Here is a 14,763-nt window from a genome sequence, read left to right as displayed (position 1 = left end):
TTGCGCTCCTTTGCCCACCCTACGGCTCCGACTTACAGCCTGCCGAGCAATAGCAGGATCAGCAGGATCACGATCACCAGGCCCAATCCGCCGCCGCCGTAATAGCCGGTGCCGTAGAACGGTCCGCCGCCGATGCCGCTGAAGCCGCCAAGCAGCGCGATGACCAGGATAATGAGAATGATCGTTCCAATTGACATCTTGAAGTCTCCTCAGCCCCGTGGGGTCGTTTCGTCTCTGCCCTTCGGAAAAGGAAACAACCCGGAACTGTGAAGGTTCCGGTTGTGGCGCTGCGATAAAACTGTGAGGTTCTTCCGTTTGCTTAGGAACAGAACTACATGAGGTGAATCCACGAAGGAGTGCACCGCGATGTCGGCGCCGCTGATCGTTTCGATTCCGCACAGTCTCGGCCGCGACGAGGCCATGCGCCGCCTGAAGAGTGGGCTGTCGCGCGCGGCGGCAAGCGTGCCGGTGCTCGAGGTCGACGAGGAGCGCTGGGACGATAACCGCATGATTTTCCGCGTCCGGGCGCTGGGCCAGGTTGCGGCCGGGCATCTCGATGTCGAGGACAGCTGTGTGCGCCTCGAAGTGACGCTGCCCTCGCTGCTGCAGCGTTTCGCCGAGCTGGCGCAGATCGCGATCCAGAAGCGCGGGCAGCTGCTGCTGACCAAGCGCTGACGGGCTCTGCTAGGCGTGCGAGCGCGCCGGCTTTGGCGCGCGCTTCGCGCCTGCCGTCTTCGCCTTCAATATCGCGACCGGCAGGTCCGCGAACAGTGTCGAGAGCTGGACCTTGCGTGCGCCTTCCGCGAGCGCATACCCCGTCACGTCGATCTCGCCCTCGAACGCCTCGGGACGCGGCCAGCTCCGTCCGCCCTGCGTGAACGGCGCGAATGCGCGCACCACCGCGACGATCACGGCATCGCGGCCATGGCGCCTGGCAAAGGCGATGACGTGGTCGCGGTGCGGGCCGCTCACCGTGAGCGGTTCATAGTCGCCATTGGCAAATACGTCGCCGTGCGCGTTGCGCAGCAGCAGCAGATGCCGTGTCCAGGCGAACTTCAGGCGGCCGTCGCGCCAGTTCTGCGCCAGCGCATCCCAATCCGGCGTCTCCAGCGTCGTAAGCATCGCCGCGCGTGCGGCAAAATCGATCGGGCGGCGATTGTCGGGGTCGACCAGCGACAGATCCCACGTCTCGGTGCCCTGATAGAAATCCGGCACGCCGGGCATGGTCGCCTTCAAGGTCACCTGGCTCAGCGAGTTCAGCGCGCCGATCAATGCGGTACGTTGCGCCAGGGTCTCCAGCGCATCGAGGAATTCCGGCGAGGTGTTGCGATCCAGGATGCGGTCGATGAAGGTCTTCACGCCCGCTTCATAGGGTTCATGCGGATTGAGCCAGCTCGTCTCCTGCTTGCCCTCGCGCGCGGCCTTCAGCGCATAGGCCTGGATGCGTTCGACAAAATCCCTGTCATCGGGATCCCAGGCGCCGAGCAGGGCCTGATACAGCATGTATTCGAACGTCGCCGACGGCGCACGCATCTCGCCGTTGAGCACGAGATGCGGCGCGTTCAACACCTTCCAGCGTGCCACTGCGCTGGTCCATTCGCCGGGGAGTTCGGCAAGCGCCATGATGCGAGCGCGGGCGTCCTCGCCGCGCTTGGTGTCGTGGGTCGCGGTCGCGGTCATGCCGTGCGGCCAGTCGCGGGCGCGGGCCTGCATCATGGCATGGAAGCGATCGGCGGGAAGCGCGCGTGCCGCAGGATCGCCGCCGACCTCGTTCAGCGCCAGCAGGCGGTGATAGCGATAGAAGGTGGTGTCCTCCAGCGACTTCGCCATCATCGGTCCGGTGAACTGCTGCACCTTCAGGGCGAAGCGGCGGACCCGCGGCGCGGAGTGCGGCGGCCGGCCGGGCTTGAGGAGGTCCATGGTCAGCGCGTCGCGCAGGAAGTCAAAGATGCCCTCGTCTGCGGCGAACCAGTCGGCGCGGGCGCGCGTGATCGTCTGGTTGATCAGGGCGCGGTCGTGTGCGGTCGGGCCTGAGGCGGTGAGATAGGTGCGGTAGACCGGGAAATGCAGCACATAGAGCTCGAGCGCCTGCCGCAGGCTGTCGGCCGAGAAATCGCGGCTCGAATAATGGCCGTTGGCGATCCGTGCCAGGAGCCGCGCCAGCACCGTGAATTCGCTGGTCAACAGCGTCTCCAGCACGCGCCGCTTGGCCTCGCGCAGCATCGGCGTCAAATTCGGCGAGCGGTTGCTGATCTGGCGCCAGATCTCGCTGAGCGGATCGAGGCCTGCGCCATCGACCAGCAGCTGGCTGATCACGTTCATCCATTCATAGCCGGTGGTGCCATGGACCCCGCTGAACTTCGGCAGGTCTTCATCCTCGCCGAGGATCTTCTCGACCACCATGTAGAACGGCTTTGGCTTGGTGCGTTGCGCCGTGCGGATCAGGCGGCGCAGCCGCTGGAAATATTGCGCGGGGTCGCGCAGGCCGTCGATGTGGTCGAGCCGCAGGCCCTGCAGCCGGTCTTCGGCGATCAGCCGCTGCACCAGGCTGTGGCTGGCTTCAAAAGTGTGGGCATCCTCGACCCGCAGGCCGGCCAGCGTGTTGATGTCGAAGAAGCGGCGGTAGTTGATGTCACTCGAGGCAAGCCGCCAGTGGCCGAGCTTGTAGTGCTGGCGTTCCAGCAGATGATGCAGTGCCAAGGTCTGCGTGGGACGGTCCTCGCCGGCGCGATAGGCGGCAAGGCCGCGCGTGATGATCCCGGTGCCGCCGTCGATCGCGCGGAGCTCGGCCTTGAGGCCGGGCGCCTCGGCGCGGTTGGGATGACGCAGGCCCCGGTATCGTGCCGTGAGTTCGAGCATGGTTCGTCCGGCCACGCTGTCTTCCGCAGCGGCCTCGCGGACGATGGCGCGCAAGACTTCGCCGTAACGCTCCGGCGCGATCGGCAGGCGGTGCTCGAAATACCATGCCGAAAAGCTGCCCTCGCTGTCGTCGTAGCGCAGCTCGATCTCGCCGCGCTCCAGCACCTCGCCATAGGACCCGCCCAGGATCGGCAACAGCACGCCGCCGCGCGCGCGGTACGGCAGCTGGTCCCAGTCGATGTCGAACGAAACCGCATGCGGCGAGACCGGTCCCCATTCCAGCACGTCGAGCCACCACGGGTTGTCCGCGAAGTGCACGCCGACATGGTTCGGCACGAAATCCAGGATCAGGCCGAGATCGCTGCGCTTCAGCGCCTCGCCCAGCCGCATGAAGCCCTGTTCGCCGCCGAGTTCCGGATTGAACCTGGTGTGATCGACGACGTCATAGCCATGGCTCGAGCCCTTGCGCGCCTTCGTGAAGGGCGAGGCATAGACATGGCTGATGCCGAGCGATTTCAGATACGGCGCCACGCGTGCGGCGGCATCGAAGTCGAAATCGGCGGTGAGTTGCAGGCGGTAAGTCGCGATCGGGATCGCCGAAGGCATTGTGCTATCCGATGTGCCAAAGCACCGCCCAGCCGGGGAGGTTGCCTGACAACGCGCCGCCCCAGATCGCGGTTCCCTTTGGCCCGGGAGCATCCGTGATCGCGTGGTCCGACAGATTGGCGGTGAGCCAGAGCGTGTGACCGTCACTCATCTGCCAATGCGCGGTGAGCAGGTCGTCATTCACGCTGGCGTCGCCAAATCGGGCGCCGGCAAGTCGCGGCGTGATTTCGCGCCGGCGCACCGCGAGCAGGCCGCGCACCAGCTCGAGGCGCGCGCGGCCGGGATCATAGTCCAGCGCGGTCCAGTCGAGCACGGCCGATTGCATCGTCGTCTCGGCAAGTGGATCAGGGACATCGTCGCCATATTTGGCATAGGCCCAGGCGAATTCCTCGCGGCGTCCCTTGCGCACGGCGTTGGCGAGGTCGCCCTTGAAATCGCAGAAGAACGGGAACGGCTGCGTCGCGCCCCATTCCTCGCCCATGAACAGCATCGGCGTGGTCGGCGCGATCAGCGTCACCGCGAGCGCCGCGGCCACCGCTTCCGGCTTGGCGATGCTGACGAGGCGATCGCCCAGTGGTCGGTTGCCGATCTGGTCGTGGTTCTGCAGGAAGTTGATGAAGCAGGTCGGCGACAGCGCGCCGCTCAGCTCGCCGCGGGGCTTGTTGCCCCAGAAGGCCGAAACCTCGCCTTGATAGATGTAACCGGAGGACAGCGCGCGGGCGAGGTCCTGCTTCGGCGCGCGCTGGTAGTCCTCGTAATAGCCCTGGGTCTCGCCGGTCAGCAGCACGTGCCAGGCGTGATGATAGTCGTCATTCCACTGTCCGCGGAACTTGCCGCGCGGCGGATCCTCCGCTGCATCCAGCAGGCTCGCGAGGTTGTCGCCGTTTTCGAGCACGAGGTTGATGTGCCGGCCGGTCTCTGCCGCGAGGCGGCCCGCCGCGTTGCTGAAGTCGTGCACGACGGCGACATCTCCGGCCTCGACGATCATGTTCACCGCGTCGAACCGCAGCCCGTCGAAACGATAATCGCGCAGCCAGCTCACCACGCTGCCGACCGCAAACGCGCGCACTTCCGCGACGCGGTAATCGATCGCGCTGCCCCACGGCGTATGCGCATCGGTGAAGAAACTCGGCGCGTAGCGGCCGAGGTAATTCCCCTCCGGGCCGAAATGATTGTAGACCACGTCGAGCATCACCATCAGGCCGCGCAGATGCGCTTCGTCGATCAGGGTCTTGAGATCCTCGGGGCGTCCGTAAACGCTGTCGGGCGCGTACCACAGCACGCCGTCATAGCCCCAGTTGCGCTTGCCGGCGAAATCCGCCAGCGGCATCAACTCGAGCGCGGTGACGCCGGTCGCAACCAGATGATCGAGCTTGTCGATCATGGCGCGATAGGTGCCCGCTCGCGTGAAGGTGCCGACATGGGCTTCGAGCACAACGGCTTCATGCCACGGGCGCCCGCGCCACTCCGTCGCGCGCCATTTGAAGGCGGAATGATCGATTACCTCGCTCGGACCGGACACGTCGTCCGGCTGGAAGGCGGAGGCCGGATCGGGGACGTCGAGTTCATCATCGATGCGGAATTTGTAAGGCGTGCTCGCGCGCACGCCCGGAATTTCCGCTACGTACCAGCCGGCTGCGTCGCGGGTCAGCGCATGCGGCCGGTCGAGCAGCAGGTCGACGCGCTTGGCCGCCGGCGCCCATAGCCGAAAGCGTGTACCGTCAGCGGTCAGCTCCGGGCCGAAATGCTGTGCGTTCATGCGGCGCCTGCAAAGGCCAGCACCGCACGTGGCGGTGCCTTGTTGTCGGCGCCGGAGAGAAATTCCTCGGCGGTCTGCGCGCTCTTGGTCGTATTCAGCACCTGCTGCCAGCTCTTGTATTCGGGCATCTTCGGCATCTTGAACGCGATCTCCTCCGGTGCGGCATTCAGCACGATAAAGATCGGCGCCTGTCCCGGTTCCATCGGCCCCATGACATAGGCGACGAACCGGCCTTCCGGGAATTTCCAGTCGGACTCCTTCATCTCCTCCGCCGCAGGCGTCAGCCACAGCACGCCATAGCTGCCGTCGGCGCGGCGGCCGTCGAGCCAGCGCTGGCAGCGGAGCTGGCCGAAGCGGCTGCGCAAGGCCGCGAGATGGCCGATGAAGTCGATGAAGTCGTCCTCGGTACCGAGATTTTCCCAGCCGACCCAACCGGTCTCATTGTCCTGGCAATAGGCGTTGTTGTTGCCGTTCTGGGTGTTGGCGGCCTCGTCGCCGGCGAGGATCAGCGGCGTGCCCTGTGCGAGCAACAGGCAGGCCAGCGCATTCTTGCGCAATTGCCGTCGCAGCATGTTGATCTTGAGATCGTCGGTCGGGCCCTCATGGCCGCAATTGTTGGAGAGATTATCGTTGGAGCCGTCGCGATTGTCCTCGCCATTGGCCTCGTTGTGCTTCTCGTTGTAGCTGAAGAGGTCGGCGAGCGTGAAGCCGTCATGCACCGTGATGTGGTTGATGCTGGCGCGCGTGGCGCGGCCGTCATGGTGGAACAGGTCGGAGGAGGCGGTCATGCGACCGGAGATTTCGCCGATCAGGCTGCCTTCACCGCTCCAATAGCGCCGCATCGCGCTGCGATAGCGGTCGTTCCATTCCGACCATTGCGAGGGAAAGCCGCCGACCTGGTAGCCGCCGAGGCCGAGGTCCCACGGTTCGGCGATCATCTTCACCGTCGCCAGAACCGGATCCTGGCGCACGGCGGTGAGGAACGAATGGCCGCGATCGAAGCCGTTCGGCCCCCGTGCCAGCGTGGTCGCCAGGTCGAAGCGGAAGCCGTCGACATGGCAGACCTCGACCCAGTAGCGCAGCGAATCCATCACCATCTGCATCACGCGCGGATGGGTGAGGTTGACCGAGCTGCCGCAGCCGGTGAAGTCGTCGTAGAACCGCGGGTTCTCGCGGTTCAGCCAGTAATAGGAGGCGTTGTCGATGCCGCGGAAGCACAGCGTCGGGCCCATGTGGTTGCCTTCGGCGGTGTGGTTGTAGACGACGTCGAGCAGCACCTCGATGCCGGCGTCGTGCAGCCGCGCAACCGTGGTGCGGAAGGAGTCCAGCACATTGTCCTGGGCGTAGCGTGCTTCCGGCGCGAAGAAGGCGATGCTGTTGTAGCCCCAGTAGTTCGAAAGCTTCTTCTCGACCAGGATGCGGTCGTCGATCAGGCCGTGGACCGGCAGCAGCTCGATGGTGGTGACGCCGAGCCGCTTGAAGTGATCGATCATTGCCGGCGACGACAGCCCGCCATAGGTGCCGCGCAAATTCGGCGGCACGTCCTCACGCTTCTGGGTCAGGCCCTTGACGTGGGCCTCGTAGATGATGGTGTCTTCCCAGGGAACGTGCGGCCTGATCTCGCGGCGACCCCAGTTGAAGGTCTCATCGACCACCATGGCCTTCGGCATGCCGCGGGCGTTGTCACGCCGGTCGAACGAGAGGTCTTCGCGCGCGCTGCCGGTGCGATAGGCGAAGTGCGCATCGCTCCACACCAGCCGTCCCGCGAGCCGCTTGGCGTAGGGATCAAGCAGCAGCTTGTTGGCATTGAAGCGGTGGCCGCGCTCCGGCGCGTAAGGACCGTAGACGCGATAGCCGTAGAGCTGGCCGGGCGAAATGTCGTTCAGGTAGCCGTGCCAGACGTCCTCGGTGCGCTCCGGCAGCTCGATGCGCTCGAGTTCGCGGCGGCCCTGGCCGTCGAACAGGCATAGTTCGACCTTCTCTGCATTCGCCGAGAACAGCGCAAAATTGGTGCCCCTGCCGTCCCAGCTTGCGCCGAGCCGTGCGGACGTGCCCCCGGTCAATCGCATCAAGTCAGCTTTCCGGTACGAGGAAGATCGCAGCCAGCGGCGGAATGGTCAGGGTCAATTCGGGTGTCGCGCCTTCCGAGGCACGGATCTCGCCGGCATTGCCGACATTGGTGCCGCCATAATGCGCGGAATCCGAGTTGAGCACCTCGTGCCACTTGCCGGCGAACGGCACGCGGACCCGGTAGTTGCGATAGACGTTGGGCGAGAAGTTCGTGACCACCAGGCAGCGCGATCGCGCATCGCTGCCCTTGCGCAGCCAGGCGAACACATTGTTGCTGGCGTCGTCGGTCACGACCCATTCGAATCCGGCCTGGTCGCAGTCGAGCTCATGCAGCGCCGGTAGCGCGCGGTAGAGCCGGTTGAGGTCGCGAACCACGTTCTGAATGCCCTTGTGCTTGGGCTGATCCAGCAGGTGCCAGTCGATCGAATAGTCGTGATTCCACTCGCGCTCCTGGCCGAATTCGCACCCCATGAACATCAGCTTCTTGCCGGGATGGGCGAACATGAAGCTGTAATAGGCGCGCAGATTGGCGAAGCGCTGCCAGTCGTCGCCCGGCATGCGCCCCAGGATCGAGCGCTTGCCGTGCACGACCTCGTCATGCGACAGCGGCAGGATGAAGTTTTCCGAGAACGCGTAGTGCAGGCCGAACAGGATGTCGCCGTGATGGTATTTGCGGTGGATCGGATCCTTGCCGATATATTTCAGGGTGTCGTGCATCCAGCCCATGTTCCACTTGTAGCCGAAGCCGAGCCCGCCATATTCGACCGGCCGCGACACCTGCGGCCATGCGGTGGATTCCTCCGCAGCCGTGGTGGCCTGCGGAAAGTGCGCAAAGACTTCGGTGTTGAAGCGGCGCAGGAAATCGATCGCTTCGATGTTCTCGCGGCCGCCATATTTGTTCGGGATCCAACCGCCGGCGGGACGGCTGTAGTCGAGATAGAGCATGGAGGCGACGGCATCGACGCGCAGACCATCGATGCCGTAGCGCTCAAGCCAGAACAGCGCGTTCGAGACCAGGAAATTGGTCACCTCGGTGCGCCCGTAATTGTAGATCAGCGTGCCCCAGTCGAGATGACGGCCCTGCAGCGGGTTGGCGTGCTCGTAGAGCGCGGTGCCATCGAAATGGCCGAGGCCATGGGGGTCGTCGGGGAAATGTCCGGGCACCCAGTCGAGCAGTACGCCGAGGCCGGCGCCGTGGCAGGCATCGACCAGCGCGGCGAAATCGTCGGGCGAGCCGAACCGGCTGGTCGGCGCGAACATGCCGGTCGGCTGGTAGCCCCAGGAGCCGTCGAACGGGTGTTCTGATATCGGCAGGAATTCGATATGGGTGAAGCCGAGATCGCTGACATAGGCGGGAAGCTGCTCGGCCATCTCGCGATAGGTCAGCCACTCGTTGCGGCCCTTGCGCCGCCACGAGCCGAGATGGACCTCGTAGATCGACATCGGCGAGCTCAGCGCGTTGATTCGATCGGGGGCAGGGCGCGGATGCGGGATCTTGCGTTCGTCGATCACGATCGAGGCGGTCTTCGGCCGCACCTCGGCGGCAAAGGCGAGCGGATCCGACTTCAGCGGCAGATGCTGGCCGTTGCGCCCGATGACCTCGAATTTGTAATGGTCGCCGACGCGGGCGCGCGGGATGAACAGCTCCCAATAGCCGGGGCCGCGCACCCGCATCGGGTGCCGCCGTCCGTCCCAGAAATTGAAGTCGCCGACCACGCTGACCCGCCGCGCATTCGGCGCCAGCACCACGAAGCCGATGCCGTCGACGCCGTCGAGCGTCATCGGATGCGCGCCGAGCGTGTCGTAGACGCGCTGATGCGTGCCCTCGCCGAGCAGATAGAGATCGAAATCGCTCAGGATCGGCGGAAACCGGTAGGCGTCTTCCAGCTCGACGACGTCGTCGCCAAAGCGCGCGCGGAGCTGGTAGCGCGTCGAGCCGTTGGGCAGGGGGCCCGCGAACAGGCCGGAATCGTGGATCTTGGCGAGCGGCGCCGTCTCGCCATGCTCGCCGATCGCCTCGACATTGCTGGCGTTGGGCAGGAAGGCTCGCACGACCTTGCGGTCGCCCTCGGTATGGAGGCCGAGATAGTGGAAAGGATCGGTGTGCCGACCCTCGATGATGGCATAGGCCTCGGCGGGCAATTTGTTCATGCAACCTCACGCGGCTGTTGTGCCAAAATCCTCAACAGGCCGGTCAGTGGCACGCGTAGCCAATCCGGCCGGTTGGTCAACTCATATTCGATCTCGTAGAAGGCCTTCTCAAGCAGGAAAAAGCCGAGCAGGCGATCGGCGGCGCCGGCATCGGCCGGCCATAGCCGCTGGCCCGCCATGGCCTCGCGGTAGGAGTCCAGGAAAGCGTCCGCGGCGCGGTCGCGCCACTCGGCCAAAGCGAGACTCAGCCTGCCGCCCTCGTCGGGCGTGACCTTGAGCGCGCGTTCGAGGGCGGCCGTCGTCGCGTAGTCGATCGAGCGGATCAGGCCGGCTACGTCGCGCGCCGGCGGCGCCTTGCGGCGGCGCTCGGCAATGGTACGGCCCGGTCCGCCGTCGAAATCGATGATGAAGACGTCGTCCTTCACCACCAGCAACTGGCCGAGATGCAGATCGCCGTGATGGCGGATGTTGAAGCCGTCGATCTCGCGCGGCAGCAGCGCCTTCAACTGCTCCGGAAGCAGATCATGACGGGCCAGCAGCTGGTCCGCCAGCAGCCGGTCAGCTTCCTTCATGGTGTCGCGGCGCTGCTTCAGCGTGTCGAACACGCGCTCGGCGCGGGCCATGATCTCGTCGTTCCAGCGCTGCAGGTCTTCAGGCTTGGTCGGTTCGGGCGTGAAATCGGGCAGCTCGCGGTTGCTGGCGAGCGCGATGTGCAGCTCGGCGAGGCGCTTGCCGCCCTGCGACATCTGGCGCAGATAGGAGCCCTGGTCGTCGTTGTCGGCGCGGTGTTCGCTCCGCGCCAGCAGCCGCTGCGTCTCGACGAAGCGGTCGAGATGGCCGGCGCCGACGGTCCAGAGATCGCCCTGATTGACCACCATGGCATGCAGCACCGCGATCGCGCTGCGCTTGTCGCCCTCGACCAGCTCGGCAGTGCCGAGCAAAGCGGGCGTATTCGGGAAGCCGACCACTTCGGTGAGGAAGCGGCAGATCTCGATCTCCGGATTGATGCCGACCTCGAGCTTGCGATAGATCTTGGTGACGTATTCATTGTCGACCAGCGCGGTCGAATGCGGCTGGTCGTTCTCGAACACGCGGATGCGCTCGGGCTGCCGCACCGGTCTGTCGGAGAAGCGGCTGGTCGGGCGGAATTCCAGCTTCAGCCCCTGCTCACCCTCGTCGACCGTGAGGTTCTCCCGCAGATTGCGCAGGAACAGGCCGGTGAAGATCTGGTCGGTCGCGACGTCGAGCAGCGTGCCTTCGCGGGCGCCCTGGCGCACGGCGGCGAAGGCGCGCGGGTTGTAGCGTTCGCGGTCGAAGCGAACCCATTCGATCTGCATCGGCAGCACGTAGCGGCTCGTGGTGCCGCGCTCGGTGGTCTCGAAGAAGATCAGCCAGGGCCGGTTGTCGCCGATGTCGCAGAACGGGACCGCGGATACCAGCGTCGGCTGGATTGCCTTGGCGGAGTGCTCCGGATACCAGCGGGTGCGGGCGAGATGACCCGGCAGCACGTCGCGCTCGAACATGCCGCGTTCGCGCGCAAGCGACGTCCAGGTGGAATTCACCGGCACCACCATGGTCTCGAACTCGGGCACCGCGCGCGGCACCACGGGCTCGGACTTGTCGCGCTCCCGCAATTCGAACCAGTAGAAGCCGTAAGGCGCGAGCGTGATCATGTAGGGCAGTTCGCCGATCGCGGGAAAGCGCGTGCGCCCGAGCATCTCGAGCGGAATGCGGTCCTTGAAGGCGGAGAGGTCGAGCTCGGTCGCCTGCGCCGAGCGCGACAGATTGGCGACGCACAGGATCACCTCGCCATTGTACTGCCTGACATAGGCGAGCACCGAGCGGTTCTCCGGGCGGATGAAGGTCATGGTGCCGCGCCCGAACGCCAGCGTCGACTTGCGCACCGCGATCAGCCGCTTGGTCGCCGACAGCAGCGACGACAGGCTGCGCGACTGCGCCTCGACATTGACGGCCTCGTAGCCATAGACCGGGTCCATGATCATCGGGGCGTAGAGCCGCGCCGGATCGGCGCGCGAGAAACCGCCATTGCGGTCCGGCGACCACTGCATCGGCGTGCGCACGCCGTTACGGTCGCCGAGATAGATGTTGTCGCCCATGCCGATCTCGTCGCCGTAATAGATGATCGGCGTGCCCGGAAACGACAGCAGCAGCGAGTTCATCAGCTCGATCTTGCGGCGGTCATTGTCCATGAGTGGAGCAAGACGCCGGCGGATGCCGACATTGATGCGGGCGCGTGGATCGTTGGCATAGGTCGACCACAGATAGTCGCGCTCGACATCGGTGACCATTTCGAGCGTCAGCTCGTCGTGATTGCGCAGGAACAGCGCCCATTGGCAGGCCGCGGGGATGTCGGGCGTCTGCCTCAGGATGTCGGTGATCGGAAAGCGGTCTTCCTGCGCGATCGCCATGTAGATGCGCGGCATCAGCGGGAAGTGATAGGCCATGTGGCATTCGTCTTCACGGCCGAAATATTCCTGCACGTCCTCCGGCCACTGGTTGGCCTCGGCGAGCAGGATCTTGTTCTTGGCGTAGGCGTCGAGCTCGCGGCGCAATCGCTTGATGATGGCGTGCGTCTCCGGCAGGTTCTCGTTGTTGGTGCCGTCGCGCTCGCACAGATACGGAATGGCGTCGAGCCGGAAGCCGTCGACACCGGTGTCGAGCCAGCGCTTCATCACCTGCGTGATGGCGCTCACCACGCGCGGATTGTCGAAGTTCAGATCCGGCTGGTGCGAGAAGAAGCGGTGCCAGTAGAACTGGCCGGCTTCCGGATCCCAGGTCCAGTTCGACTTCTCGGTATCGGTGAAGATGATCCTGGTATCGAGATATTTCTGGTCGGTGTCGCTCCAGACGTACCAGCTGCGCGCGCTGGAATTCGGCGGGCTGCGGCGCGCGCGCTTGAACCAGGCGTGCTGGTCGGAGGTGTGGTTGACGACGAGTTCGGTGATGACGCGCAGGCCGCGCTTCTTGGCCTCCTGGATGAAGCGCTTGAAATCCTTCATCGTCCCGAAGTCGGGATTGATGTCGCCATAGTCGGCGATGTCGTAGCCGTCGTCGCGGCCGGGCGAAGGATAGAACGGCAACAGCCACAGCGCGGTGACGCCGAGCTCCTGCAGATAGCCGAGCTTCTCCGTCAGGCCTGCGAAATCGCCGATGCCGTCATTGTTGCTGTCGGCGAAGGCCTTGACATGGAGCTGGTAGATGATCGCGTCCTTGTGCCAGAGCTGGTCGGCGGCCTCGATCGTGATCTTCTCCTTGATGTCGACGGTGGAGAATACGTTCATGACGGCTCCCTCGAGGCCACGCAGCAAAGCAGCAGCGCGGGATCGCGCGCAGGATCGATACGCAGGCGCACGCCTCCCCATTCCACGGTGTGACGCTCGCCGGTGACGAGATTGTCCACGGCCGCGACCGGCCGGCGGGCCTCGCCGACGCCGACCATGACGTCGCCGAGCGGAAGCCAGAACTCATGCGCATCCGATGTCAATGCAATCGCCGTGACGATCACATTGCTCTGATCGACCGCTTCCTTGACAAAACCGGTCACGTCGCCGTCCTCGATACCGATAAAGCGAACATTCGCCGTCTGTTGCAGCGCCGGATTGCCGCGCCTGATCCGGTTGAGCGTGGCGATATAGGGCTTGATGTTCCCGCTCGCGTCCCAGTCGCGGACCTTGATCTGGTATTTCTCGGAATCGGCATATTCCTCCCGGCCGGGGATCGGCGCGTGCTCCAAGAGTTCGAAACCGCTATAGATACCGTAATTGCTCGACAGCGTCGCGGCCAGCGCGAGGCGCGCTTTGAAGATCCAGGGGGCGCCGCTTTGCAGGTGGAAGGGCAGGATATCCGGTGTGTTGACGAAGAAATTCGGCCGAAAGAAGTCCCGTTCCGGATAGGCGGTCAATTCGCCGAGATACTGCTCGAGTTCTGCGCGCTGGGTGCGCCAGGTAAAATAGCTGTAGGACTGCGAGAAGCCGAGCTTGCCGAGGCCCTTCATGAGTTTCGGCCGCGCGAAGGCTTCGGCGAGGAACAGCACGTCCGCGTCGTGGCGCTGCACCTCGCGGATCAGCCATTCCCAGAACGGCAGCGACTTGGTGTGGGGATTGTCGACCCGAAAGATCTTGACGCCCTGCGCGACCCAGAACAGCACGATGTCGCGCAGCGCCTGCCACAGCGTGGCTGCGTGTTCGCCGGCGAAATCCGGATTGACGACGTCGTCCCAACGCTGCGGCGGATGTTCGGCCGTGCGCATCGATCCGTCCGGGCGACGCGCGAACCACTCCGGATGCTGCGTCAGCCAGGGATGATCGGGGGAGCATTGCACGGCGAAGTCGAGCGCGACCTCGATGCCATATGTGCGGCACGCCGCCACGAAGGCGCGGAAATCGTCCAACGTGCCGAGCTCTGGATGCACGGCATCGTGACCGCCTTCGGTCGAGCCGATCGCGTAGGGGCTGCCGGGATCGTTTCCTTGCGCCATCGCGGCATTGTTGCGGCCCTTGCGGTGGGTACGGCCAATGGGGTGGATCGGCGCCAGCAGCACGACGTCAAAGCCCATCGCCGCGATGTCGGGCAGCCGCGCCATGCAATCGCCGAACGTGGCATGGACACCTGCAACCTTGCCCTGGCTGCGCGGAAACATCTGGTACCAGGCGCCGCAGCGCGCGCGGGGCCGATCGACGGTCAGCGCAAACAGCGGCGAGCGCGTCACGTCGCGGCGAAACTGGCTGCGGGCCATCGCCGCCTGCAATTCCGGCGCGAGCAACGCGCCGGCCTCGCCGGTCTCAAGAAAGATTTCGCACTGCCTGATGATCACGGCCGCCGCGGCGGGACCGCCGGCCTGGGCCTGGGTCAGCATGCCGGCGCCTTCGATCGCGTCCAGCGTGTGGTCGCCGCCGTCGCGCTGCCGCTGCTCGAAGCGATGCCGCCAGGTCGCGAAGTCATCGGTCCAGGCCTCGATCGCGTAACTGTAGCGGCCTGTCCGTTCCGGCACGAAACTGCCGCCCCAGCGGTCGTCGCTATGGAACGTCATCGGCACCTGCTGCCATTCGCCGCCATCCTCGTGCCGCCACAGCAAGACGGCTGATATCACGTCGTGCCCGTCACGATAGATATCGGCCCACACCTCGACTTGTTCGCCCACGATGCGCTTGACCGGAAAACGGCCGCCATCGACCGACGGATAAATGTCGGTGATATGAAAAGTGCCGTGCGCACTCTCGACAGGCCGGGCAGTTTTGTTCACGGTGATGCCGCCATTGTAGGAGCAAATGACGTCCCGGCGCTGCGAAGGAGGCACG

The 14,763-nt window shown here is 65.0% G+C and carries 8 protein-coding genes; 1 reads left to right on the top strand and 7 read right to left on the bottom strand.

Translation table 11 applies throughout. The features are described 5' to 3' along the window. Positions 1–32: 32 nt before the first annotated feature. Positions 33–197 carry a DUF3309 family protein gene (locus tag IC762_RS27600; RefSeq protein ID WP_021080901.1) on the bottom strand — a complete coding sequence of 55 codons (165 nt, stop codon included), beginning with the start codon at positions 195–197 and terminating at the stop codon, positions 33–35. Between the two features lie 169 nt (positions 198–366). On the opposite strand from IC762_RS27600, the gene IC762_RS27595 reads away from it, so the two are divergent. After that, entirely contained in the window at positions 367–675 is a 309-nt protein-coding gene (locus IC762_RS27595) for a polyhydroxyalkanoic acid system family protein (protein WP_195785328.1), read from the top strand. A gap of 9 nt (positions 676–684) precedes the next feature. On the opposite strand, the gene treY is transcribed toward IC762_RS27595, so the two are convergent. From treY to IC762_RS27565, 6 genes are read right to left on the bottom strand one after another with little or no spacing between them, the layout of a single operon-like run. After that, complete coding sequence (treY, locus tag IC762_RS27590; protein WP_195785327.1) at positions 685–3,465, bottom strand: malto-oligosyltrehalose synthase; 2,781 nt, start codon at positions 3,463–3,465, stop codon at positions 685–687. A 4-nt stretch (positions 3,466–3,469) separates the two neighbouring features. Next, positions 3,470–5,224, bottom strand: coding sequence for a malto-oligosyltrehalose trehalohydrolase (treZ, locus tag IC762_RS27585; protein ID WP_195785326.1), 1,755 nt, complete (start codon positions 5,222–5,224; stop codon positions 3,470–3,472). Then, positions 5,221–7,293 carry a glycogen debranching protein GlgX gene (glgX, locus tag IC762_RS27580; protein ID WP_195785325.1) on the bottom strand — a complete coding sequence of 691 codons (2,073 nt, stop codon included), beginning with the start codon at positions 7,291–7,293 and terminating at the stop codon, positions 5,221–5,223. Before glgX ends, treZ begins: the two co-directional genes overlap by 4 nt. 4 nt (positions 7,294–7,297) lie before the next feature. Beyond that, complete coding sequence (gene glgB / locus IC762_RS27575) at positions 7,298–9,445, bottom strand: 1,4-alpha-glucan branching protein GlgB (protein ID WP_195785324.1); 2,148 nt, start codon at positions 9,443–9,445, stop codon at positions 7,298–7,300. Next, entirely contained in the window at positions 9,442–12,747 is a 3,306-nt protein-coding gene (treS, locus tag IC762_RS27570) for a maltose alpha-D-glucosyltransferase (RefSeq protein ID WP_195785323.1), read from the bottom strand. Before treS ends, glgB begins: the two co-directional genes overlap by 4 nt. Next, entirely contained in the window at positions 12,744–14,708 is a 1,965-nt protein-coding gene (locus tag IC762_RS27565; RefSeq protein WP_195785322.1) for an alpha-1,4-glucan--maltose-1-phosphate maltosyltransferase, read from the bottom strand. Before IC762_RS27565 ends, treS begins: the two co-directional genes overlap by 4 nt. Positions 14,709–14,763: the final 55 nt, after the last annotated feature.

Origin of the sequence: Bradyrhizobium genosp. L, assembly GCF_015624485.1 — a bacterium.
Taxonomy (GTDB): domain Bacteria; phylum Pseudomonadota; class Alphaproteobacteria; order Rhizobiales; family Xanthobacteraceae; genus Bradyrhizobium.
The sequence above is the reverse complement of the archived record's forward strand: the minus strand, read 5'-3'. Positions and strand labels throughout refer to the sequence as shown.